The sequence below is a fragment of the Marinobacterium sp. NO-S09 genome, from assembly GCF_059179545.1.
On sequence record NZ_CP168954.1, the window covers coordinates 2821689 to 2846923 of the forward strand.

The window sequence follows — 25235 nt, forward strand, 5'->3', positions numbered from 1 at the left end:
CCGCTTATCTCCTTCTGCAAGCCTGATTAAAAACCCTGGCTATGTGCAGCTGGTTAATGCGCATAGTGTCGCACTCAAGTTACAGGAATTCATTGACCTGAGTAGAGGCATGAACACTGTAAACCGTTGTGTCTTCTACAGACTAGGCCAGCACCACGCAAATTGCGCCTGCCACAATCAATACCAGCCCCAGCAGGTCACGAAAGGTAAGACGCTCCTTTAACCAACCGGCTGAAATCATCAGGGTGAACAACACTTCAACCTGGCCCAGCGTTTTGACCAGCGCGGCTGTTTCCTGGCTCATGGCGGTAAACCAGCCCAATGAGCCCAAACAGCTGAACACGGAAATGGTCAAAACACGACCCTTGCGCAACTGCAACGCCTGCCATGTCTGCGGTTCACGCAAGAGCACCCAGGCACCAAAAAGGACGCCCTGACACAGCAATACCAGAAACAGTACCCAAGCAGCACTGTAGGGGAAGGGTAAGCCTAATTCCAGGCTAGCTTCACGCACCCAAAGTGTCGTCAGAGCAAATGCCAAACCACTACCAAGCCCAACCATCAGGGTGTCCCAGGACATGTCGCGCAATTTCCTCGGATTGGTCATCAGCCAAAAGGCCAATGCGCCCACCAGGACACCGAACCATGCCAGCCCTGTCAAAGGCGCACTGAAAAACAGCGCCCCCAGAATGGCGGCCAGCACGGCTTCACTTTTTACCATCCCGACACCGACGGCATAATTGCGCTTGCGAAATAATACGACCATTAAGGCTGTCGCTATCACCTGAGCCAGAGCCGCTGACAGGATATAGAGCGTAAAAGAGCCCGAAAACACCGGCAGTGCAACCGGTTCATAGGCATAAAGGGCCAACAGGTAACAGCCGGCGACCGGTGCTGCATACAGAAACCGCGCCAGGGTGACGCCCGCGGTGCTGACCTCACGGCTCAGCTGGTTTTGAAAGGCATTACGCCAGGCCTGCATAAAGGCAGCAAACAGGGTAAAAGGAATCCATAGCATGGAAACGTGAAGCTCCAAGAAGGGGTTGAACCGGTCATTCTATCAGCCTGAGCACCCCCTTCGCCTTTCAGACTTAAACAACAAAGGCAGGATGGAAACCTGAACATCAGTGGGATACTCTTGATGTCAGGGACAGTAGACCCGCAAGATCAAGGTTTGATGGGCACTCCGCGCCCACTGCCAGCTGACGTCAAAACAGGGATGGCCCAGTGACCGATATTTTACGCATCTTTTTTGCTTTTGCCTGTTGTCTGTTACTTGTCACAAGGACTGCTGCAGCAGACGTCGAGCTCACACCCGTCGAACAAGCGCTGACCGAGCAAGGCAAGGTGATCGAAGTTGCAGTCATGTATGACTTCGTTCCTTTTTCCTATGTTGAAGATGGCCAGCTTACGGGGTTCGTGGCTGATCTGTTGAAACTGATTGAAACCAAGACCGGCGCCAGACTCCAGCCCCGCATCAGTGAGTGGAGCGACAGCCTTCAGCGCTTGAAAAACAAACAGATCGACGCGGTTGCCAATATATCCTTCAAGCCTGAACGCACTTCCTACACGCTATACACCACCCCTTACTACGAAATTCCAACCGTGGTGTTCACGGATAAGCAATTTGGTAACTACGAGAGCCTGGCAGACCTCTCCGGCAAGCATGTAGGCGTCTTGAAGGATATCTTTTACCTCAAGGAGCTGAGTACCCGGGAAGATATTCGCATCAGTACCTATGATGACTACGGCAAACTGACGCGCGCCCTCGCCTTTGGGGAAATAGACGCTGCCATCCAGAACCTCACTTCCGGCTATCACTACGCAACCAAAAATGCCTACACGAATATCAAGGTTGCCGGAGAATTCACCCTGGATACCGTCGGCCGAGAAGACCTGCGTTTCGGCGTTCGCTCTGACCGACCCGCCATTCAGTCTCTGCTACAAAAGGGTCTGGATAACATCAGTGATGAGGAATGGAACCAGCTAATAAACCGCTGGGTTGGCGTCAGTTCAAGTGACTTTACCGAACGCCGCAAGACCATCGCGCTCACACCCGAAGAGCGTGAGTTCGTGAAAAATAATCCGGTAATCCGGGTTCACAACGAAAGCAATTTTGAGCCCTACAACTTTTTTGAAGATGGACTGCCCCAGGGCCACTCCATCGATTTTATGCGAATGCTGGCAAAACGTGCCGGCCTCGAGGTCAAGTTCATCAGCGGACGTAGCTGGAACGATTATCTTAAAATGATGCGCCGTGGCGAGCTGGATGTGATGACCAACATCGTTTACAGCGATGAGCGCTCTCAATACATGCTATTTACCAAGCCTTATCTACGCCTGGCGCAGGGCATTTTTCGCCGCCAGGGCACCGAAGATCTGGACTCGATTGAAAAGCTGAAGGCCAGCAGACTGGCCTTGCCGGAAGGCTTTTTCACCTACCAGAAACTGAGCCAGGAAAGCGGCTACAACCTGATTCCCGCTCGTGACCCGCTGGATGCATTGATGCGCATCAGCACAAATGAAGCCGATGCAACGATCGAGATCATGAGTGTGGCCGAGCACCTCATGCGCAAATATGCCGTTCCCGGTATCGTAGGTTCAAACCCGCACCAGGTTATGGCGTCAGAACCCCTGTCACTCAGGCTGGCTGTCACTACAGACAAGCCCATACTGCGCCATATTTTGCAGAAAGCGATGGATAGCCTGAGCGAGCAGGAGAAACGCCAGCTACAGTCCAAGTGGACCGGCAGCGGTGCTTTGGACAGTAACTACTTGCACCTGAGTGGTGCGGAGTTAGCCTGGATGGAGTCGCACGCTGCGGCCCGAATCTGCACCAGCCGATCCCGCCTGCCCTTCGAAAAGACAACAGAAAAAGGCGACCATATCGGTGCATTCGCCGATCTGCTGGATGTTATCCGTCACAATGCGGGCCTGAGTGTGCGCCTTGTGCCCGTAGATAATTTCAGCCAGGCACTTGCCTACCTTAAGGAAGGAGCCTGTGACCTGGTTTCACGTGCCCCTCCCTCACTTGAAAGCACCGGTATCAGCCTCAGCCACCCTCTCTTGCAGGAGTCTCTGGTCATTGCTACCGGGCTGGATGAGATCTATGTACATGACATGTCCCAAGTGCGTAATCAGACGCTTGCCGTCCTTGAGGGCAGCCATGTTCAGCACCACCTGGAGATCGTTCATCCTGAACTGAATCTGAGGCTTTACCCCGATTTGAGCCATGCCATGGATGCAATCGCCAGCGGACAGGTGTTCGGACTTATTGATACCCTGCCCAGCCTCAGCCGTGCCATCGTCACCGAGCACCGCTCCGACATCAAGATATCAGGCGAACTGGCAGACACCTATCCGGCCACACTTGCCACTCGCAGCTCCGATAAAACGCTGCTGCAAATCGTTAACAAGGCGATCCAATCCATCCGGCCAGAGCAATACGAAACCATCAATAACCGCTGGCTGCAGGCACCGGTCACTGCCGAGCCGCCTGATTACCGCTTGATTATTCAGGCCGCCCTTGCGACAACACTGCTGGTGCTACTGATGCTGGTCTGGAACCGTAAACTGGCGCGCCTCAATGCCAATATTCGCGATAGCCGCAACCAGCTGATGCAGGCCCACGAAGAGCTCAAAGTTAAAAACCGTATGCTTGAGCAACTCTCCACCACTGACCGACTGACCCGGCTCTACAACCGGCTCTATCTGGAGAAGGCATTCGAGGAGCAGCTAGCACGGGCTGAAAATGTCAACGGCTACAGTTTCAGCCTGTTGCTGGTCGATATCGACCACTTCAAACAGATCAATGATCGCTATGGCCATGACCGAGGGGACGCTGTCCTAACTGATTTCGCCGCAGTCCTTAAGGGAAGCTGCCGTGAACAGGACATCATTGCACGCTGGGGCGGTGAAGAGTTCATGCTGGTCTGCCCTGACACCCGTTTGGGCGATGCCATGGCACAGGCCAAAAGTCTGCTGTACTCGATCCAGCAGCATCGCTTTGCCCATGTTGGCCACTGTACTGCCAGTATTGGTGTGGCGAGCTGGCAACCGGGCGATAGCTATCAAAGCCTGTGCCGTCGTGCCGACCAGGCGCTCTACCAGGCCAAAGGACAGGGTCGAAACCGCGTATGCCGTGAAGATGAAACATCGAGTGGCCGCTGATCAGCTGAATCATGCCACCAGTTACTCTATGCAACGGGAATATGCATACTACAAACCGAATATAATTTCAGATGTATATAGGCTGTAGATACATTTTGTTTTACTCTGGCAGCAGAAGTTATGGCTGGAGACGGTTTAATGAGTAGCAAGAAGAAGGGCAAGGCTAAAAACAGCCAGCTCCTAATCCGCATCAACAAGGAGGAGCGCGACAGCTTTGTCGAGCTCTGTGATGAAATGGATACCAGTGCCGCTCGCGAGATCCGTCACTTTATCCGCCGCTTTCTGGCAGAGCACCAGCCGGACACCAATGAGAAGGAGTGAACGCCTGGCCTTTGAGGGTTAAACGGGCAGCTAGTGCTTGCGCTGCTCACGCAACAATGCCGTTATCACCCCTGCCGGTACCGGCTTGCTGAACAGGTAGCCCTGAGCCACATCGCATCCATATCCCGCCAGAATTCTCAACTGCTCTCTGGTTTCAACACCTTCGGCCACGACTTTCAAGCCCAGCCCCTGAGCCATGGCAATGGCTGCACAGACCAACTCACGATCTGCCGGATCATCGGCTATATCATTGACGAAGCTGCGGTCTATCTTGAGTACGTGAAACGGATAACGGCGCAGATAACTCAGGGAGGAGTAGCCGGTACCGAAGTCATCCATGGCGATGGTAATCCCCATGGCCGTCAAGGCAGCCAGAGTGTCATCCACCAGTGCCTGGCCACTCATGAGGACACCTTCGGTAATTTCCAACTCCAGGCTGTTGCCGCTCAGTCCGGCAATAGCTAATGCCTGTTCAACCTCTGACGCCAGAGTAGGCGACCTGAACTGGACGGGCGACAGGTTTACCGCCATCGTAAGGTCGCTCAGCCCCAAGGATTGCCACTGTTGTAGCTGCCGCAAAGATTGTTCCAGAACAAAATGACCCAGCGCCAGAATCAGGCCCGTTTGCTCCGCAACCGGAATAAACACCATCGGTGAAACCGAGCCCAGCACCGGATTATGCCAACGCAGCAGCGCTTCGACACCAGTGATGCACTCACTGGCCACATCAACCTTGGGCTGATAGAAGACTTCAAACTCGCCCCTGTCCAGCGCTCCGTGCATCTGTTCTTCCAGCTGTAAACGGCGTGTTGCCTCCTGATTCATGGAGTCGGTAAAAAACGAATAGGTATTACGCCCTCGTTTTTTGGCATGGAAAAGTGCCGAGTCAGCGTTTTTCATGAGTTCAGCAGCGCTTTCGCCATCCCCGGGGGAAAGTGCAATACCAAAACTGGCCGTAAGCCGAAACTCACGACCGGAACAATGGAACAACTCCCTGAAGCGCTCAAGTAACTGTTCAACTACGCTTTGTACATCGTTGCTGGACGTAATGCCGTCCATAAGCACAACAAACTCATCACCGCCAAAGCGACCGACGGTATCACCGCGTCGAATGCCTCCTTGCAAGCGATAAGCAGCCAAACGAAGCAACTCATCGCCCTCCTCGTGCCCAAGGGAGTCGTTAACCTTCTTGAAGTCATCCAGATCAATGAACAGCACCGCAACACGCTGCTGATTTCGCTTGGCGTCGACCAGACATTGCTCCAGTCGGTTCAATACCAACGCCCGGTTGGGAAGCCCCGTCAGCAGGTCATAAAAGGCATGCTGTTGCAGCTGTGCTTCCTGCTCCTTTTGGTAGGTGATATCCATTTGAATCGCCAGATAGTGCTCAACTTCTCCCTGCTCATCCAGCACCGGTGCAATATGGAGGTACTGCCAGTACAACGCCCCATCCTTGCGTCGATTCTGCAGTTCACCCTGCCAGGATTGCTTGCCGGTGAGCGACTGCCACATGTCGCGATACCGGCCAGCAAGCGTATTGCCTGACTGCAAAATGCTGGGGTTCTGGCCCATCACTTCGTCGGCAGTGAAGCCTGTAATCTCTTCGAATGCCGGATTAACATATTCAATGCGCGCCTTGGCATCCGTGATAATCACTGAAACAGGGCTTTGCTGAACGGCTTGAGACAGTAGCTGTATTTCGCGGCGCGCCTGGGCAGATTCCTGGCTGCGGGCATATATGTCGTTGAGGCTAAGCTGAATGCTGTCACGGAAGCGAGCGATGAGTTTACGATAGGTTTCGTTGTAACTGTTTTCCTTGCTATCCAGAACGCAGATGGTCCCAAACACATCGCCACTGGGCCAGGTTAAGGGCAAGCCACAATAGGAGATCATTCCCAACTCGATATCGGGATTCTGATCCCAATCCGGGTCTTCAAGCGCATTGGCAACCAGTAACTCACGCTGAGTGTCCATTACGGTTTCGCAGTAAAGCCCGGTATTCAAAGGCGCTCGCTCACCCGCTTCATAGACATTGTCATCATTGCTGCTTTTGACAAAGACTTCGATTTCCCCGGAATGCACACGCATGATCAAGGCAGCCGGTACCTGAATAATGTCTGCAATCAAATTGATGCTTTCCTGCCAGTTCGCCAGGATATTCGGGGAAATGGCCAGATTGTCGAGGATTGGATACTTGGAAGCCACGCTAAGCCAACCATGAAAAGGAGTTAGTGACTGTGTCAGTATAGGAATACAGAGCCGATATGTGCACTGACTCCAACGTGCTATCCAAATTGACAGCGGCCAAAAGAAAGTCTCTTTTTAACAACAATCTGTATTTTAGACACGAATTTCCCCTGCGTCAGGCTACTGGCGCTTGACCACTACCGATACGCTCGCTAGGCTATGCTTTGTATATACAATAAAGACCATCAGGAAAAGGAGTGCCACCATGGCCAAGCTGAAGAACAAAGAAGTAAAAAAACTGATCAAAGCTCGCAAAGCGAAGATTGCCAAGCACGAGAGCAAAGTTAAGAAGCTGAAGAAGCTGCTGAAAAAATCCAAGTAAGCATTTCATGTAGAAGGGCCTGGCTCTGATACGTAAAAAGCCGGACACCCTGGGGTATCCGGCTTTTTTGTATGCTCACAACGGCAAGCATGCTTTACTCCAGCGAGAGAGTTACACGCGTATATCGATATTCTGACCCAGTGAACTGGTAGGGTCAGGGGCCGCGACAGGCGCAGCACTCTGAATCAGCTGCAACGCCATTTCGCCATTTTGCTCAATCTGATCCTTCACCATACTGGTGACCTTCACGGCATGATCCGTTTGGGTCTGGTACTGGCTCATGCTGGTACCCAGTGCTGCTACATCCATCGTGGGCTCCTGTTATATCCTGGTTACTGTCAGCTTACGCCGACAGCAACCGGATGTCATATCAAATTATTCACGTACAAGAATCACGCGAATCGCATCCAGCCTCAGCTCGGCACTGGACAGAGATTCCCGCATGAGCCCGGTTTCCGCTTGAAATGCTTCGAGCTCTTCCGGTTTCACCAGCGGGTTGCGTTCCGCTAACGCCACGAGTCGCATGTACTCCTGTTCACGTTGCGCATCCAGATTGGCAATGGCCTGCTCACGCAACTGTACGAGGGTTTTATCGGCCGCAGACTGGCTAACCTTAAGCTGATCCACAATCTGTTCACGTGCCAGACGAACCATCTTCTGACCGGTTGCACGGCTGACGGTTTGCAGCAGCTTGTTCAAGGGCTCATGCCCCAGTGCCGCGCCCAGATCACGCCCTTCCGGATCCAATAGCTGACGCACGCTGCCCGATGGCAGGTAGCGTTCAAGCTGTAGATAGCGCGGTGCCGCACAACTAAGCTCATAGATCAGCTCCAGCAGCAGAGTGCCCGCCTGCAACGGCGGCAGTTTCAGGGTACAGACCGTGCAATTGCCCAGTTCGCCACGGCTGATGATATCCAGCGTATCGGTTAACAGCGGGTGCTCCCAGCTCATAAACTGTATATCTTCCCGCGACAGGGCCCGTTCGCGATTGAACGTAAGGGTAAGACCTTCTTCTGGCAACCCCGGCAACTGGCATAACATATGATCACCTGGGTGCAGCACCAGGCCATCCGGACCATGCGGCTGGGTATCTACGCCAAAACGATCAAACAGTTTCTCGGCAAATGCCTGCAGCTGCTCGCTGCTTTCTGTCGATGACACCTCTTCCAGCAATTGCTGGGCACGCTGAGGATCACAGCTGCTGATTTCCAGCAAGCGGTCACGGCCGCGCGACAGGTCCAGTTCCAGGTTCTCACGTGCCTGACGGGTTTCCGTGATCAAGGCATCCAGCGCTTCAGTATCTTCAGGTGCTTGCAGGCATTTCAGCAATTGCGGCGCAAAGCGACGGTAAAGCGCATCACCGACAGCACAGACACGCCCGAAGGCATTGAGGCCTTCGTCATACCAGCGCAGCAGCGCTTCCGCCGTGCCGCCCTCATAGACAGGCACATGAATCTGGATATCTTCGCGCTGGCCGATACGATCCAGTCGGCCAATACGCTGTTCAAGCAGGTCCGGCGTCAACGGCAGGTCAAACAACACCAGATGGTGGGCAAACTGGAAGTTACGGCCCTCGCTGCCGATTTCAGAGCAGACCAGAACCTGGGCGCCAAGCTCTTCTTCAGCGAAGTAGGCAGCCGCACGGTCTCGGTTCACCAGACTCATACCCTCATGAAAAACAGCTGAGCGCATGCCTTCACGAAGGTTCAGGTGATCTTCCAGGGCAACCGCAGTATCGGCATGGGCACAGATGACCAGAACCTTCTCGTTACGGTTCTGCTTCAGCCAGTCCACCAGCCATTCAACGCGGGTGTCGGCATCAACCCAATCTTCGCCAATGATTTTTTCCGGGTGTAGCCAGGCTTCCGGTGACACCTCTTCATCAAAGAGCGCCAGCTCAGGCGGCATGTCCAGCATCTCGGCCTGCAGCTGACGTTGCGGGAAACCGGCAACGGTATCACGGGTATTACGGAACAGGACACGACCGGTACCCTGCAGGTCGATCAGCTGGCGAATGAGGGCTTCCAGGGCTGCGGGCTGGTCGTCCTGATCCAGCTTGAGCCAGCTGGCCAGGGCCTCATCTCCCAAACGCTCAGCCAGTGCAGACTGAAGGTTTTGATCACCCCGAAGCACCTCAGCACCCTGCTCGCCCAGCAAAGGTTCGATCAGACTGTTGAGCTGGAAGTAGGCATGTTCTTCATCAAGAAACTTTTGCAGATCCGGGTAGCGGGCCGAATCCAACAGGCGCAGACGAGCAAAGTGGCCCTCAGGCCCCAACTGCTCCGGTGTAGCCGTCAACAGCAGCACACCTGGCGTTTTCTGCGCCAGCGCTTCAATGCACAGATAGGCGTGGCTGGGCGCTTCTTCACTCCAGCCCAGATGGTGGGCTTCATCCACCACCAGAATATCCCAGCCGGCCGCTTCCGCTTGCGCCTGGCGGGCTTCGGAACGGGTCAGCAGCGACAGCGGACAGATCACCAGCTGACTGCTTTCAAAGGGGTTGTCCTGACCACTGATTTCGATGTCACTGCAGCGCGCTTCGTCCAGCAGAGTAAAACGCAAATTAAAGCGGCGCAGCATCTCTACCAGCCACTGGTGAACCAGTGTATCCGGCACGACGACCATCACGCGGCTGGCACGGCCGCTGATCAGGCGCTGGTGCAGCACAAGACCGGCCTCAATCGTTTTACCCAGGCCCACTTCATCAGCCAACAGGGCACGCGGGGCCATGCGGCCACTCAGCTCACCGGCAATGTAGAACTGGTGCGGCAAAAGCTGAACACGGGCGCCCAGCAAACCATAGGCTTCAGAGGCATGCAGTCGGTGCTGATGTTCCAGCCCTGCCACACGCAGCTTGAACAGGCCGTTGCGGTCCAACTGGCCGGCGAACAAACGTTCCTGAGGCTTGCTGAAATGCACGGCACTGTCCAGTTCCAGCTCCGGCAGCACCTGCTCTTCACCTTCGTCATCGAGGCCGCGATAGATGTAGCACTGGTTGTGCTCCATGCGTTCAACCACTTCGATCTCGTCACCGAACAGGTTGCTGATTCGGTCACCGGGCTCATACGCCACCCGGCTCAACGGTGCATTATCAGCAGCATAGGTTCGGGTCTCTTCAGCCGCTGGAAAACGGATTTCGACTCGCCGATTGGCATACTCAACCACGATGCCAAGGCCAAGCTCGGCTTCACTGTTACTGATCCAACGTTGTCCGGGTACAAATGGCGCTTGTGACAAAATATGACTCCCCTTGATTCAGGGCGGCAATTTTAGGCGTTCAGCCTCTAAGACTCAAAGGCTTAGGCCGTTTATGACAAATTTTCGGCACGAAACTGTTCCACACGCTGTTGCAGGCAGGGCACCAGCTCCTTCTCAAACCAGGGATTGCGTCTCAGCCAAAGATTATTGCGTGGACTTGGGTGCGGGATGGGCACGTACTCTGGCCAGACATCACGCCAATTACTGACTCTATCGGTCAGATTCACTGCCTTGCCCAAATGCCACTCCTGCGCATAACGCCCCGCCAAAACTGTCAGTTCGATATTGGGCAGCTGTTCCAGCAACCGCTGACGCCAGGCTGGTGCACATTCTGGCCTTGGCGGGTTATCGCCTGAACGCCCTCGCCCCGGATAGCAAAACCCCATGGGTAATATAGCCACCTGCTTCGGATCGTAAAACTCCTCAGGGGTCATCCCCAGCCAGTCGCGCAGGCGCTCACCACTAGGATCATTAAAGGGGATGCCGGTTTCATGCACTTTCAGCCCCGGTGCCTGACCTACAATCAGGATACGTGCGCTGGCATCAGCCTGTACCACCGGTCGCGGCCCCAGCGGCAGCCGGGCTTCACAGATCCGGCAGGCACGTACTTCGGCAAGTAGCTCCTGCAACGCCATCAAAGCGCACCGGCATCCTGTAAGGCTTGATGAACCCCCTGTGCCAGGGCGCGATAGCCTTGCTCGTTAAGATGAACAGCATCCGATTTCATGCTCGACTCCCGCAATAGATCCGCCAGCAGGTCTTCAATAAAGACCAGATCATGACGTTCCGCCAGCTCTGAATACAAGGGTGCGGCATCCGAGAACAGTCTTTTTTCCGGCACTCCCAGCAGCACGACGGGAATATCCTTTGATTGCGCCAGAATAATCATCGCCTCAAGGTTTTGCTCCAGCGTCTGGGCAGATCCATTGCGTAAAATGTCATTGCCACCATGCAGCAAAATCAGCAGATCAGGACGTACCCGCTCCAATTCACCCGGCAGACGCTGCAGGCCCTGTGAAGACACTTCACCGGACACACCCGACGCGACTACCTGACGCCCAGTGAGCCGGGATAAAACCGTCGGATAATTGTGCTGCTCGGACGCCCCCACGCCTACTGTCAGGCTATCGCCGAACGCCAGTATGACTGCGTTGCGTCCTAGCGGATCCAGCTCATCACTGCTGCAGCCTGTCAACAGGCTCAAACTCAGCAAGACCAATGCTACGAATCGTTTCATACTGTACTCCTTTACAGAAAATCAAATACAAAGGCGGCGATAGTGAGGGCAAAAATGATAAATGAAAGGGTCTTGAAAAGGGCAGGCAGCCACATCACCCATACTGGTGGCGTCCGACGGTTCAGCTTATAACTGTCCGGGTCGGTGCGTGTTTCAATACCGATCTTGTCCCTTAGCTGTTGCAGCAACTGATCTGCTTCATGCTGTCCTTCTATTCCATCACCCAGACGCACGCGCATACCATCCTTCAGGTAGGCATCAACTGCGTACTCCAGTTCCGATTCCACGCCCTGCCCCACCCGCCCGATGACGCGTTCTGCCAGGCCCTCTATATCGTCAACCGCCAGGTGACGCTGTTTGCTGAAGCCGATGAAACGCCGGGTCGTGACCAGTTCACCAGGCCGGACTTCCAGTTGCAGACGGTTAAGACGCATATAAATGCCACCCAGCAACAACGGAGGTCCAAACAGGCTGAAGCCGAACAGAATCATCCCCTGCACCATCAGCGCAAAGTAGCTGGTATTGGCTGAACTCAACTCCTGTGCAACGTTGTAGCCCATAAACCCGGCAACGGCGGTAAATACCAGCCCCACCAGTGTCAGAATGCCTGCGGCCTTGCCGCTGCGACCCGCCGGGAATTCAATATTCAAGCCATCGCCCGGCAGCGCTTCCTGCTGCCAGGAACGTACAGGCTCTCGACCGGCTTCAGCTGCCTGTTGGCGTTCTCGTTCAGTGAAGCGGAATTCGGACGTGGTCTTCCGTGCATTTTCACTGACTGGCACAGGGAAGACCGCATCAAAGCCGCTCACCTCTTCTTCCACATGCACCGCCCACCAGACTTCCCGTTTACCCTCTTCAAATGAGGTTACCGGCTGCTGGCCAGAAAGCTCCGCAACAAACTCGATGCGTGTACCCTTAATGGAGCGCATTTGCCGCGTGACGGCGGGCGCTCGCCAAAGCAGCCTGTCCTGCACACTGGAATTCTTGCCCTTGGTCACCACACGTCGCATACAGCTAAGCGTCACGCGCACTTTGTGCTGATCAGTCAGATGCAGGGGAATCGTAATGCGGCCACCCAGTTCACCATCCGGTGAGGCTGGGACAGGGTCAATATGCAGTACCAGGCCACGTTGCCGGCGCCAGCGAACGAATTCCTTGAGCACACCGGGAATCCCGAAAAGCCCCATCAACAACAGGCCGGGCAACATCAGAATCGGATCAAGGCTTGCCAGGTTAAGTGCCTGCAACCCGTATAATGCCGGCTCAATATCATCCCACTTGGCAATATTCAGAGCCAGGAAGACGCCCAAAAAAGTCAGCGTAAAACCGGCCAGCATGTAAAAACGAAGATTGACGTACTCCTGCCGACTCTGCCCCTTCTGCCAGTCTTTATTGGTTGGCCATTCTGGCTCTAGCATTGTTTTTCAGTCTCCTTGAATAACAGCTACCCGGCAGCAACTAGCTGGCAGGCACGCATAAAAAAGCCGCTGACCCGCAGCGGCTTTAATATCGATCAACCCTTGGCCGAAGCCTCAAGCAACCCATCCTTGCGAAACATCGCCTTGATGCCCCTGACCGCCTGGCGAATTCGATCCTTGTTCTCAATCAGCGCGAAACGCACATAGTCGTCGCCGTAGTCGCCGAAACCGATGCCAGGAGATACACACACCTTGGCGTCGGCCAACAACTTCTTGGAGAACTCCAGCGAGCCCATCTCCGCGTATTCATCCGGTATTTTGGCCCAAACATACATGGAGGCCTTGGGATTATCGACCATCCAGCCCGCTTCATGCAGGCCTTTTACCAGTACATTACGGCGCTGACGATACTGCTCGGCGATGTCACGAACACATTGCTGATCCCCTTCCAGTGCCGCTATGGCAGCCACCTGCAACGGGGTGAAGGTGCCGTAGTCGTGGTAGCTCTTGATCCGCGCCAGCGCATGCACCAGTTCTTTATTACCGACCATAAAGCCGATGCGCCAGCCCGCCATGTTGTAGCTCTTGGACAGCGTGAAAAATTCCACCGCCACGTCCTTGGCACCCGGCACCTGCATGATCGAGGGCGCAGTCCAGCCGTCATAAACAATATCGGCATAGGCCAGGTCATGCACGACGATGATGTCATGCTGCTTCGCCAACGCGACCACACGCTCGAAGAAATCCAGCTCCACGCACTGGGCCGTCGGGTTGGACGGGAACCCCAGAATGATCATCTTCGGTTTGGGGATGGATTCGCGGATCGCCCGTTCCAGCTCCACAAAGAAGTCGACGCCAGGTACCAGCGGCACCGAGCGAACCTGAGCGCCGGCAATCACGGCACCATAGATATGGATCGGGTAGCTGGGGTTGGGCACCAGAACGGTATCGCCGTGATCCAGGGTTGCCAGCATCAAATGCGCCAGGCCTTCCTTGGAACCGATGGTCACGATCGCTTCATCTTCCGGGTCGATCTCGACTTCATAACGTTTCTCGTACCAGCTGGAGATGGCCCGGCGCAAACGCGGGATACCTCGTGAAGTCGAGTAACCGTGGGTGTCATCACGCTGGGCAACGGCACAGAGTTTTTCCACGATATGCGGCGGGGTCGCGCCATCCGGGTTACCCATGCTGAAATCGATGATGTCCTCGCCACGGCGGCGTGCAGCCATCTTCAGCTCAGCTGTGATGTTGAATACGTAGGGGGGAAGACGATCAATACGTGAAAAGTGGCGTACGGATTGCACACCGGATTTGTCTGTCATGCTAGCCTCGATAGTACGTCAGCGCCCGGAACCGTCCGAGCGACGCCAGCCATGTGGTCATGGCTGTACAGATCAGCCTAACGGCAATCGACTCGAATCGCCAGATCCCCAGCCTGTTTTTTATGCCAATCTCTGTTTTGTACAACAGCAGTAAAACTGCCCCAATGCCGGGCCTGCCAAACTCCGACCTCCGTCACCTCCCTTTTGCAGACCTTTATCTTGTTATCTTGCACAGCACTATACTGAGCCAATAATGGGGCCTGTCACACACCAAAAGAGCGATTGACCCTGGTGCGCCTTTATATAAATATATTCTAATATTAATGACCGCCAAGGAACGTTTCCATGAGCTTCATCCGCGTACTGGCTCTGCTATGCCTGGCATTTATATCCACCTATCTCGCTGCGGCGCAGGACAGTCCGCAAATGCTCGTTGTGCAGCGGCAAACACTGGAAGAGCACCTGTTGCTGGATGGCATCATCGAAGCCGTGCAGCAGAGCACCGTCTCGGCCCAAACCAGCGGCCGTGTCACTTCTCTGCCCTTCGACGTGGACGATTCCGTCCCCGCCGGTGCTCTCATAGTGCAACTGGATGACAGCGAACAACAGGCACGCTTCAGTCAGGCACGGGCAGGTCTGGCAGAAGCCCAAGCCGGCCTGACGGATGCGCGTCAGCAGTTAAGTCGCACTCAGTCCCTGCATGAACGTAAGTTGGTGGCCAACCAGGCACTGGATCAGGCGCGCAACCAGCTCAACGCTTCCCAGGCACGCCTGGCCCGCGCCGAAGCGGCTATGGCCGAAGCGCAGCAGCAGCTCGATTACACCCGCATCACTGCCCCCTATGGCGGTATTCTGGTCGAACGTCATGTGGAGCTGGGTGAGAGCGTCAATCCCGGCCAACCACTGCTGACCGGACTGTCGCTGGAACATCTGCGTGTAGTGGTGGATCTGCCGCAGCAGTATGCCGGACTGGCCCGTGAGCAGCGCCGAGCATTGGTCAGCCTGACTGATGGCAGCGAGCTGGAAACCGGTGAGATGACCTTCTACCCCTATGCCGATCCAGCCACTCACACCTTCCGCCTGCGCATGCCGCTGGTCGAACCGGATGGCCAGCTGTATCCGGGCATGCTGGTCAAGGTCAGTGTCCCGGTGGCAACACGCGAAGCATTGTGGATTCCAGCTGATGCCATCCTGCACCGCAGTGAGCTTCGTGCCGTCTTCGTACTGGATGATCAGGACCAGCCCCGCCTGCGCCAGATTCGTACCGGTGTGCGTAACGATGACCAGGTCGAAGTGCTTGCAGGGCTAAAGGCAGGTGAACGTATAATCGCTCACCCGCTTGATCTCAGCGGTGCCGCCGAACTGCACCCGGCTGGGGAGACCGCCCAGTGAGCCAGTCCCTGCCACCCGTCGGCCCATCCGGCGCGATTGCCCGCATCTTCCAGGATTCCAAACTCACCCCGCTGCTGACGCTGATCGCCATCCTGCTTGGCATTCTGGTGCTGATCTTCACGCCCAAGGAGGAAGAGCCGCAGATCGATGTCACCCTGGCCGACATCATCGTTGCCCTGCCCGGCGCCAGCGTCACCGAGGTAGAGAGCGTCATCGCCACGCCTGCCGAACAGGTAATGAGCGAGATTGAAGGGGTCAAGCATGTCTATTCCGTCTCCCGCCAGGGTGTGGCGGTAGTCACGGTGCAGTTCAAGGTCGGCGTCACCCGGCAGGAAGCACTGGTTCGCCTGTACAACCAGGTCTATTCCAATCAGGACTGGCTGCCCACCGACCTTGGGGCCACCCAGCCGCTGATCAAGCCGCGCAGCATCGATGATGTACCGATCATGTCGCTGACCCTGTACGACCCTCAGCAACGCTACGCCGGCACCGAACTGACCCGGATGGCGCACATGCTGGAAGTGGCACTCAAACGTATCCCTGGCACTCGAGACATCTACACCATCGGCGGCGTGCCCGACCGCGTCGATATCCGCTTCGACCCTGCTCTTTTGGCGGGCTACGGCCTGACACTGGACGACATCTCAATGGCGCTGCAGGCGGCCAACGCCAGTTCCCAGGGCCTGCGCACGACACAAGACGGACTGTCGGTACCGGTGCAAGCGGGCCAGCTGCTGGAGCAGGTCGATCAGGTGCGTAATCTGGTGGTAGGCATGCACCAGGGCGCGGCGGTATTCATGCGCGATATTGCCCAGATCAGTCGCGGCGACACGGTACCGGACCAGAGTGTCATGCTCGGTTTCGGGCCCGGCAAAGCCGATCATCGTTCCGGTGAAGTTGGCCAGATCTACCCGGCAGTTACCCTCGCAATCGCCAAGCAGCCGGGCGAAAACGCGATCAATATCACCACCGCCATCGAGGAACGGCTGGAACTACTGCGCAACCGTGCCCTGCCGGAAGGCGTGGAACTGGTGATTACCCGTAACTACGGCGAGACTGCATCAGCAAAGGCGAAAAAGCTGATCACCGACCTGATTTCTGCCACCGTCTGTGTGGTGCTGCTGGTACTGGCCGCCATGGGCTGGCGTCAGGCGACCATTGTGGGTGTTGCCGTGCTGGTCACCCTGCTGCTGACACTGGTGTTCTCCTGGGCATGGGGCTTTACCCTGAACCGGGTCTCCCTGTTCGCACTGATCTTCTCCATTGGCATTCTGGTCGATGACGGCATCGTCATCACCGAGAACATCAACCGCCGAATCCAGAACTCTACCCACCGCATCCGCGACATCATTCCCGTGGCCGTGGACGAGGTTGGCACCCCCACCATCATGGCCAGCCTGACTATCATGGCCGCCCTGTTGCCGATGGCGTTCGTCACCGGACTGATGGGGCCCTATATGAGCCCGATACCGATCAACGCGTCTGCCGGAATGGTGCTGTCGCAGATTGTGGCTTTCGTGGTGGCACCCTGGCTGGCGATGCGGTTGCTTCGCCATCGCACTGGTGAAGTAAAGGAAACCGGCAGCTCCGCCGATGGTGTCAGCCCGATATCGCTGAAAATTTTCCGTTTTGTCCTGACACCTTTCCTTGGCGACCACGGCTGGCGCCGCCGTTTGCTCAGTCTCGGCGTCATCGGCCTGATGCTACTGTCGATGGCCCTGCCGGTGTACCAGTATGTGATCCTCAAGATGCTGCCGTTCGACAACAAGTCCGAGCTGCAAGTGGTGGTCGACATGCCGGAATCGACCCCGATGGAAGAAACCCAACGCCTGCTGCTGACGCTCAGTGCCTATCTGGAGAATGTGCCGGAAGTGGCCAACTGGCAGAGCTATGCCGGCACCGCCTCGCCGATCAACTTCAACGGACTGGTACGCCAGTACTACATGCGTGGCGACCCATGGCATGGCGACCTGCAGGTCAATCTGGTGGCCGATACCGACCGTGAGCAGCAATCACACGACATTGCTTCTTCGCTGCGTGCACCGCTGCAGGCGATTGCCCAGCCCTTCGGCGCCTCGGTGAAAATCGTCGAGATTCCGCCCGGCCCGCCGGTACTCTCGCCACTGGTGGCCGAGATCTATGCTGCTGACGAGCCTCGCCGCACAGCCCTTGCAAAGCAGGTAGCTGCGCAGATGCAGCAGGTGGAAGGACTGGTCGATATCGACACCACACTGGAAGCGCCTGTTGAACAGTGGCATGTGGTGGTCGACCGCGCCCGCGCCGCCCGTTACGGCGTCGCTCAAGGCCAAGTGGTAAAGGCGCTGCAGACCGCGCTGGGCGGCAGCACCCAGAGTTACCTGCATGACGAGCATGCCAAATATCCGGTGCCAATCCGGGTGATCCTGAACGAGGGCGACAAGGCACAGGCGTCAGCTCTACTGTCATTACAGGTCCGCAACCGTGAGGGGCAGCTGGTCCCCCTGGCCAGTATCGCCCGCATCGAACCGAGCGATTGGCCCGGAGCCCGCTACCACAAGGACCTCCTGCCGGTGACCTATGTTACCGCCGATATGGCCGGTGCCATCGATTCGCCACTGTACGGCATGTTCGCTATGGTTGACCGGCTGGATCAGCTTGAAGGCGCCCCGGAACAGTTCTTCATCCAGCAACCGCCTCTGCCGGAGCTGGGCACCCTGAAATGGGATGGCGAGTGGCAGATCACCTATGAAACGTTCAGAGATATGGGCATGGCCTACAGCGTCGGTGTGTTCATGATTTTTCTGCTGCTGGTGGCCCAGTTCCGCTCCTATGTGCTGCCGCTGGTAATCATGGCCCCCATTCCACTGACATTGATCGGCATTCTGCCGGGCCACGCCCTGCTGGGACGGGAATTCACCGCCACCAGCATGATCGGCATGATCGCGCTGGCGGGGATCATCGTGCGCAACTCCATCCTGTTGGTGGTATTTATCCGCCAGCTGCTGGACGAAGGGACAGCGCTGGAAGAAGCTGTCGTACTCGCGGGCGCTGTAAGGGTGAAACCGATCGCCCTGACGGCCATCTCGGCAATGGTCGGGGCCTACTTCATTCTTAACGACCCGATTTTCAGCGGCCTGGCAATATCACTGGTGTTTGGATTGGCCATGTCCACGTTGCTGACCATCATTGTGGTGCCGCTGCTCTACTACACCCTGGCACGCTGTCGCTGGCTGTAATTAATCGCTCAGGCTTTCGGTTTAACCGCACTGCCGCAATCGTTAAGATGTTAAGACTGGAACACGCCATAACCCAACACAATAACAAGGGCACTTCATGGATACCCGCACCGAAGACAAACTTTACCTGGATGACATGGAACCCGGCATGTCGTTTACGACCGGCACACTGACCGTCAGTGCTGACGAGATCAAAACCTTTGCTGACCAGTTCGACCCTCAGCCCTTCCACCTGGACGAAGCAGCGGCTGAACAAAGCCTCTTTGGAGGGCTGGCCGCTAGCGGCTGGCACACCGCCTCCATGACGATGCGCCTGATGGTCACCAGCGGTATCCCTTTCGGTGGCGGCATGATCGGTGCCGGAGTAGAGGTCAACTGGCCCAATCCGACACGTCCCGGTGATGAAATCCATGTCGTCATGGAAGTGCAGGAAGTGATTCCTTCCCGCTCCAAGCCAGACCGGGGTATCGTGGTTGTTCGCAATGAAACACGCAATCAGAACAACCAGGTACTGCAGGTGATGACGGCCAAAATGCTCGCTTTCCGTCGCCCTTCCTGACCTATTTCACCTTATTTTATGGACTTGAAATGAGAGCTGTATTTCTCGATACCCAAAGCCTTGATGACCTTGACCTGAGCCCCATTGCCGACTGTGTCGAAGAACTGGTCTGTTATCCCACAACTGTGCCCGAGCAAGTGGCCGAGCGTATCGCCGGTTTTGACCTGGTGATCATCAACAAGGTCGTCCTGGACGCCAGTACAATCAAGGCCGCGGACAGCCTGAAACTGATCTGCGTAGTGGCCACCGGCGTCAATAATGTCGACCTGACGGCAGCATCGGCCCGCGGCATAACCGTGTGCAACTCTCAGGGCTACGGAGTGAATGCGGTTGCTCAACATGTGTTGGGCCTGATGCTGGCATTGCATACCCGCCTGCTGGACTACGACCGTGCCGTCAAGAACGGCGACTGGAACCGCTCCAGCCAGTTCTGCCTGCTTGACTTCCCCATTCTGGAATTGAACGGACGCACCCTGGGGATCATCGGCTACGGGGCCCTGGGACAGGAGGTGGCACGACTGGCCGGCTGTTTCGGCATGAAGGTGCTGGTTGCCGCTCGACCAGGCAGTGAACAGGTTCCCGCTGGCCGGATCTCTTTCGATGAGTTGCTGGAAACTGCGGATGTAATCAGCCTGCACTGCCCACTGACGGAACAAACCAGGGACCTGATCGATGCAGACGCGCTGGCAAAAATGAAGCCCCGCAGTTTTGTTATCAATGCAGCTCGTGGCGGCGTCGTTAATGAGGCTGCCCTTAAGGATGCCCTATGCTCAGGCCACCTGGGGGGTGCTGCATCCGACGTGCTTACCGAAGAGCCGCCACGCAAGGGTAACCTGCTGCTGGACGCGACCATTCCCAACCTGATTATCACCCCACACTCAGCCTGGGGCAGTATTCAGGCGCGGACCACAATCATTGCTCAAACCCGTGACAACATAAGAGGCTATCTAAACGGCCAGCCAGTACGCTGTGTAAATACCTAGGCTGTTTACGGTTTCAAAACAGCACTGACTAGCCATCAACCTTATGGCTAGTCTCCCACTTCTGATGCCAGGCTGGCATTGCTTCGGCAGGCATGGGCCGAGCAATGGCATAGCCCTGTCCCAGGTCACAACCCAGCGCCAGCAACTCGCGGAAATGGGCTTCCGTCTCAACCCCTTCAGCAATGACTTCTCGACGGAAAGCACTGGCGAGCTGAATAACCCCTTTCAGGATGGCCAGATCGTCCGGATCCACCAGCATGTCACGGACAAAACTGCGGTCAATTTTAAGTAACTGCGCAGGCAAACGCTTGAGATAGGTCAGAGATGAATACCCTGTCCCGAAGTCGTCCAGCGCAAACCCAACCCCCAGCTGGCTACACTCTTCAATAATGGTCGATACGTGCTCTACATCTTCCAGCGCCGTCGTCTCCAGAATTTCCAACTCAAGATCGCCGGCACGAATATCGGGGCGTTCAGCCAAGACAGCTCGCAGGGAGTCAACAAAGTCTGAACGCTGCAGGTGGATGGCATCGATATTCACACTGACCGGTATTTCCAGACCCTGCTCCCGCCAAGCCAGAATTTGATCCAGCGCATTTTCAAGCACCCACTGACCCACATCAACCGATAGGGGATGGTTCTCGATAGCAGGCAGGAAGCTGGCCGGAGGCAGCAGCCCCTGCTCGGGATGCTGCCAACGAATCAGCGCTTCACAGCCAACGACCTGTCCAGTGCGCATGTTGACCTTAGGCTGGTAATGCAACACCAGTTCAGACTGTTCCAGCGCCAAACGGAAACGTTCAAGGTTGTCATTCTGTGACCGTAAAGCAAGGTCCCGCTCAACATCAAACAGCTGATAACGGTTTTTACCCGCCTGTTTAGCCTGATACATGGCCTGATCCGCCTGTCGCAAAAGCTGATCGGCATCCAGGTTTTCCCGTTGCGGGTAAAACGCAACACCCACACTGGCCGACACTTTCAGCTCCAGCTCTTTGATGTGAATCGGGTCAGCCACTGAGGTCAGCAAACGCCTGATAACCGGCAGGCTATCTTCGGTTTGTTCAAGATTCATCAACACGGCAACAAATTCATCGCCACCAATACGAGCCAGGGTATCTTCATCACGCATGACTTTTTTCATGCGATTGGAAACCTGCACCAGCAGCTCATCACCAACCGAATGACTATGGGTATCATTCACGGCCTTGAAGCCATCAAGGTCGATAAACAGAATCGCAATCTGGGTGTGGTTTCGGTTAGCCAACGCGATCGCCTGCTGCATGCGATCTGCCAGCAAGGTGCGGTTGGGCAAGCCGGTCAGAGCATCGAAATGGGCAATACGTTCCAGCTGATGCTGCTGGTTTTTCAGTGTCGTGATATCCGACATCAGAGATACGTAGCCCTGAAGCTCACCTTCCTCGTCATGGAAGGCATTGATCTTCTGCAACACCGCATAGCGTTCACCTTCCCTATGGCGGTTCCAGACTTCCCCTTTCCAGGCACCATAGGCGCGTAAGCGCTGCCACATCTGTTTCATGAATCCGGGCTCCGTGTGGTGCACATTCATGAAGATGGGGTCGAGCCCTCTCACTTCCTCTTCGCTGTATCCAGTGGTGCGCGTAAAGGCTTCATTAACGCGGATAATCCTGCACTCGGTATCTGTAATCATGATGCTTTCGTCAGCGTTATCAAACACGCTGGCTGATAAGCGCAACTGCCCTTCGGCATGACGACGTTTACGAATATTGGTCAACAGGGCAGCAAAAAGCCTAAGGAGCTGTATGGTTTCCTCAGTGAACGCTTGCTTTTCATGGGAAGAAGACACCCCTACGAAGCCAATACACTCCCCGCTGTTCATCAAAGGCTCGTCTATGAAGCTTTTAATACCTCGCTGCTTGACGATATCGGCAACAAAGGTTTCCTCCATATGGTCAACATCCGGAATCGAGATGGTTTCACCTCTGCGATGACGTTCTACCCAAGAGGGCATGTTGACGATGGGCAGATTCTGTAATCGATCCCGCCAACTGCGCATGCTGCCGTTGCACCACTCATGTGTCATCGAGAAAGTACCCGCCAGAAAGTCGTACTCAAACAGGTAACAATTATCAGATCCTATGAACTCACCAATTTCCTGCAGCGCCTGGCTAATGGCCTGGTCAACTTCGGGCAAGCTCAGATTGATAAACCGGTTTGAAAAGCGCAGAACAATTTCGCGGTAAGCATCAATTTTTTCAATCTGCTGTTCAGCCAGTGAACGCTGCATCTCGGCACACACACGGTCCACAAAAACTTTCAGCAACTCCTGCGCCAGTACCTCCTGCTTAAGCGGCTTACAGCCCAGCCCCACCAGAATCCCGATGGGTTGGCCCTGTTTGTCCAAAAGAGAGCTGCCGATATAGGACTCGATCGACATATCCTGCAGCAGTGCATCCTCGGGGTAACTGGCCTGAATACCGCACGCATGCACTGAATGGGCACTTTTCATAACATTACTGCAAGGTGTGCCATTCAGGCTGTATTTGAAGCCCCGCATGTCACCCTCGGGTGTACAGCCGGTAATCACTTCTACTGCCTGCTGGTTGGGCATAAGACGGCCCACAAAGACATACTCAAGCCCCAGCGCTGCTGACAGATGCTGACAAACCGCTCGATAAAAATCCTCACCGGACAGCGGCGCATATTCAGTTGCCAATGCAGTCAATGCATGGGTAACCGCATGCTGGCGTGTCACATCCTGTACCGTCCCCATCAGCACCACATCCTCAGAGGTATCCATGCACTCCCCTCTGACATGAATATGCTTGACCAGCCCATTCTCCATCAACAACCGGTGTTCAATCTCATACTCACCCTGTTCGGCTATCGCCTTGTCCATCTGTTGGCGCACCAGCTCAACGTCATCCGGGTGAACACGTAACCAGGCCTGGTTGTAAATTCGCTGCGGATCATCCGTATCGAGTTCCAGGATATCCAACATCTGAGTTGAACAGACCATGGTCTGATGTTGCTGGCTCAATTGCCAACTGCCCACACGAGCAATACGCTGGGCCGCTTCCAGCTGAAGCCTGTTTTCTTCCAGCGCACGGTTGATTTTTCTGGTTTGCCGTTCCAGGGCTCGACGGTGACGAATATTCCGGAACAGAATCAGAATTACGGCCGCCTGTATCAGTAAGCCAATCGCCAGGTACATGAACTGCTGCTGACGAGACTGTTCTATCTCCCGCACCTGGGCATCCACCATCTGTTCCAAGCGCTCTTGATAGTGCCAGAGTTCGGCTTGCTGATAGCGTCCGGGCGTAATGTCATTAATAATGGAATACAGCAGTGGCTTGCCGCCAAAGCGATAGGGACGAGAGTGGACTTCAACGGTTTTGATATCACCATTGGCCAGGCGGTGACGGAAAATAAAGAAGTTACGCCCTTCCGATGCCGCAAGCGCACGCTCTTCCTTGACCTGTTGTGGAGTAAAGGTGTTGATCTGCTGAATGCTCATCGATTGCAGTTCACTACGACTATAACCGTAGAAACGCTCCGCAGCCGCATTCGCCTCAGCAATTGAGCCCGCTTCCGGGTCAATCAACAGCATAGGCAAGTCAGCATCATGAAAAACCTGAGAAAACTCAGGCCCTTGGCTGGAATAGTGATCTGCCAACGCCAACGAAGGCATACTCAGCAGCAGTGTAAGCAGTGCCAGGCAACTGTTCAGCAGTTTCCTCGGGGCCAGTCGCCTGCCGAGTGCGGAGAAATACAAGTCCTGAGCTCCACAACCAATGTATTATGGGTCATCAAGCTACAGAATTAGATGCCAAGACTCAAGAAATCTCGACTGTCGCACTCAGGTAACATAGTTCGCCTTGACGATTATCAGTTATCGCTCCGTTGACAGGCCATTTCCGCAGACGAAAAACCCCAGCGAATAAGGGCTTCGCCCTGATGTTCCCAGAACACCTCATTACGCCCTTCATAGCGGGCACCGCTGGCGGCTGGCGTTGCAAACATCAGCGCATAATTATTGCCATATTGCACAACGGCGGTTGACGGCTCGGTGTCGAAAAAACGAACCTCTGCAAGCTCTGAAGAATCTGGACCACAGCGATAGAGCACCGGCCCGGTGAATGACACCAGACGGTAACGTGCCTGCAGGGTTGCGATACGTCGCTGGTAGGCGTCGGCGATACAGGTACGTGCATCAGATGCCTTCCAGCACTCATCCCGCCCCTTAAGCCAGCCACGCTGCTCGGCCTTTAAAAGCGCACCAGCTGACTCGGACTTCACTCTACTCTGGGCTTCTTCATATACCTGAGCCAGTGTCAGATCCAACCGGGTCAACTCGGCATCACCACACACATGTTGCTCGGCAGATGATAATGCCTCTGCTGCGCTGCAGTTAAAAGACGGGCTTAAACCGCTTGCTTGTTGAAACGGTTCGAGCTGCTCCTCGATAAAATGACACCAGCGATCAGTACCGGCCTCAGGTACACCGCTCTGCCCCCTCAGGCCAAGACGGAACTCTACAACGGAAAACCATTCCTGACTGCCAATATCAGGCCCATGCCCCTGACCGTCACCTGTGCCCAGACGCGCCTCAACGGACTCAAACCAGTCGGTCGTACAGGCCGGATTGTTTGCGATAGGCGGTTCCGGCTGCTCTTGACGGGCACAGCCAGCGAGAGCCGAAAAAGACAGAACGATCAAAAATAGTGAACGCATGGGGGCATCCTTGAAATAAAACGGGGTGCGGTCAGTCTGACAGCACCCCGGCAAAGTTGAAATATGCGCTTGAAC

Annotated in this window: 16 protein-coding genes; 6 read left to right on the forward strand and 10 right to left on the reverse strand. The window is 55.5% G+C overall.

Annotated features, from left to right (window positions below):
- Nucleotides 1-142: 142 nt before the first annotated feature.
- Complete coding sequence (locus O3C79_RS13105; RefSeq protein ID WP_494383445.1) at nt 143-1018, reverse strand: EamA family transporter; 876 nt, start codon at nt 1016-1018, stop codon at nt 143-145.
- 209 nt (nt 1019-1227) lie between these two features.
- Between O3C79_RS13105 and O3C79_RS13110 the strand changes: the two genes are divergently transcribed.
- Both O3C79_RS13110 and O3C79_RS13115 read left to right on the forward strand, forming a co-directional pair.
- Nucleotides 1228-4170 carry a transporter substrate-binding domain-containing protein gene (locus O3C79_RS13110; protein WP_494383446.1) on the forward strand — a complete coding sequence of 981 codons (2943 nt, stop codon included), beginning with the start codon at nt 1228-1230 and terminating at the stop codon, nt 4168-4170.
- Between the two features lie 138 nt (nt 4171-4308).
- Entirely contained in the window at nt 4309-4491 is a 183-nt protein-coding gene (locus O3C79_RS13115) for a hypothetical protein (RefSeq protein WP_076463868.1), read from the forward strand.
- Between the two features lie 30 nt (nt 4492-4521).
- Here the strand turns inward: O3C79_RS13115 and O3C79_RS13120 are convergent, their stop codons facing one another.
- The 7 genes from O3C79_RS13120 to alaC form a co-directional block, all read right to left on the reverse strand.
- Entirely contained in the window at nt 4522-6696 is a 2175-nt protein-coding gene (locus O3C79_RS13120) for a bifunctional diguanylate cyclase/phosphodiesterase (RefSeq protein ID WP_494383447.1), read from the reverse strand.
- 475 nt (nt 6697-7171) lie between these two features.
- Nucleotides 7172-7369, reverse strand: a complete 198-nt coding sequence (locus tag O3C79_RS13125) for a YjfB family protein (RefSeq protein WP_010322782.1) — start codon at nt 7367-7369, stop codon at nt 7172-7174.
- Nucleotides 7370-7435: 66 nt separating this feature from the next.
- Nucleotides 7436-10297, reverse strand: coding sequence for an RNA polymerase-associated protein RapA (rapA, locus tag O3C79_RS13130; RefSeq protein ID WP_494383448.1), 2862 nt, complete (start codon nt 10295-10297; stop codon nt 7436-7438).
- A 71-nt stretch (nt 10298-10368) separates the two neighbouring features.
- Nucleotides 10369-10953 (reverse strand): uracil-DNA glycosylase family protein, encoded by a 585-nt coding sequence (locus tag O3C79_RS13135; RefSeq protein ID WP_494383449.1) that lies wholly within the window; start codon nt 10951-10953, stop codon nt 10369-10371.
- Complete coding sequence (locus O3C79_RS13140; protein ID WP_494383450.1) at nt 10953-11555, reverse strand: GDSL-type esterase/lipase family protein; 603 nt, start codon at nt 11553-11555, stop codon at nt 10953-10955. The genes O3C79_RS13135 and O3C79_RS13140 overlap by 1 nt, the downstream gene beginning before the upstream one ends.
- 11 nt (nt 11556-11566) lie before the next feature.
- On the reverse strand, nt 11567-12973 hold the full coding sequence (locus O3C79_RS13145) for a hypothetical protein (protein WP_494383451.1): 1407 nt from the start codon (nt 12971-12973) through the stop codon (nt 11567-11569).
- 95 nt (nt 12974-13068) lie between these two features.
- Nucleotides 13069-14298, reverse strand: a complete 1230-nt coding sequence (alaC, locus tag O3C79_RS13150; protein ID WP_494383452.1) for an alanine transaminase — start codon at nt 14296-14298, stop codon at nt 13069-13071.
- Between the two features lie 345 nt (nt 14299-14643).
- Between alaC and O3C79_RS13155 the strand changes: the two genes are divergently transcribed.
- The 4 genes from O3C79_RS13155 to O3C79_RS13170 all read left to right on the forward strand — a co-directional run bounded on the left by O3C79_RS13155 (nt 14644) and on the right by O3C79_RS13170 (nt 20447).
- Nucleotides 14644-15690: an efflux RND transporter periplasmic adaptor subunit gene (locus O3C79_RS13155; RefSeq protein ID WP_494383453.1), complete on the forward strand. Its 1047-nt coding sequence runs from the start codon at nt 14644-14646 to the stop codon at nt 15688-15690.
- Complete coding sequence (locus O3C79_RS13160; RefSeq protein ID WP_494383454.1) at nt 15687-18905, forward strand: efflux RND transporter permease subunit; 3219 nt, start codon at nt 15687-15689, stop codon at nt 18903-18905. The genes O3C79_RS13155 and O3C79_RS13160 overlap by 4 nt, the downstream gene beginning before the upstream one ends.
- 97 nt (nt 18906-19002) lie before the next feature.
- Complete coding sequence (locus O3C79_RS13165; RefSeq protein WP_494383455.1) at nt 19003-19464, forward strand: MaoC family dehydratase; 462 nt, start codon at nt 19003-19005, stop codon at nt 19462-19464.
- Nucleotides 19465-19493: 29 nt separating this feature from the next.
- Nucleotides 19494-20447 (forward strand): 2-hydroxyacid dehydrogenase, encoded by a 954-nt coding sequence (locus O3C79_RS13170; protein ID WP_494383456.1) that lies wholly within the window; start codon nt 19494-19496, stop codon nt 20445-20447.
- Nucleotides 20448-20475: 28 nt separating this feature from the next.
- Here O3C79_RS13170 and O3C79_RS13175 read toward each other — a convergent pair whose 3' ends face one another.
- Together O3C79_RS13175 and O3C79_RS13180 are read right to left on the reverse strand one after the other, a co-directional pair.
- Nucleotides 20476-24201, reverse strand: coding sequence for a bifunctional diguanylate cyclase/phosphodiesterase (locus O3C79_RS13175; protein WP_494383457.1), 3726 nt, complete (start codon nt 24199-24201; stop codon nt 20476-20478).
- 113 nt (nt 24202-24314) lie between these two features.
- Complete coding sequence (locus O3C79_RS13180; RefSeq protein ID WP_494383458.1) at nt 24315-25160, reverse strand: MliC family protein; 846 nt, start codon at nt 25158-25160, stop codon at nt 24315-24317.
- Between the last annotated feature and the right edge of the window lie 75 nt (nt 25161-25235).

Coding starts and splice junctions, on each gene's coding strand:
- O3C79_RS13105 (WP_494383445.1), bottom strand. CDS start 1,018: ATGCTATGGATTCCTTTTACCCTGTTTGCTGCCTTTATGCAGGCCTGG.
- O3C79_RS13115 (WP_076463868.1), top strand. CDS start 4,309: ATGAGTAGCAAGAAGAAGGGCAAGGCTAAAAACAGCCAGCTCCTAATC.
- O3C79_RS13125 (WP_010322782.1), bottom strand. CDS start 7,369: ATGGATGTAGCAGCACTGGGTACCAGCATGAGCCAGTACCAGACCCAA.
- O3C79_RS13135 (WP_494383449.1), bottom strand. CDS start 10,953: ATGGCGTTGCAGGAGCTACTTGCCGAAGTACGTGCCTGCCGGATCTGT.
- O3C79_RS13140 (WP_494383450.1), bottom strand. CDS start 11,555: ATGAAACGATTCGTAGCATTGGTCTTGCTGAGTTTGAGCCTGTTGACA.
- O3C79_RS13145 (WP_494383451.1), bottom strand. CDS start 12,973: ATGCTAGAGCCAGAATGGCCAACCAATAAAGACTGGCAGAAGGGGCAG.
- alaC (WP_494383452.1), bottom strand. CDS start 14,298: ATGACAGACAAATCCGGTGTGCAATCCGTACGCCACTTTTCACGTATT.
- O3C79_RS13155 (WP_494383453.1), top strand. CDS start 14,644: ATGAGCTTCATCCGCGTACTGGCTCTGCTATGCCTGGCATTTATATCC.
- O3C79_RS13165 (WP_494383455.1), top strand. CDS start 19,003: ATGGATACCCGCACCGAAGACAAACTTTACCTGGATGACATGGAACCC.
- O3C79_RS13170 (WP_494383456.1), top strand. CDS start 19,494: ATGAGAGCTGTATTTCTCGATACCCAAAGCCTTGATGACCTTGACCTG.
- O3C79_RS13180 (WP_494383458.1), bottom strand. CDS start 25,160: ATGCGTTCACTATTTTTGATCGTTCTGTCTTTTTCGGCTCTCGCTGGC.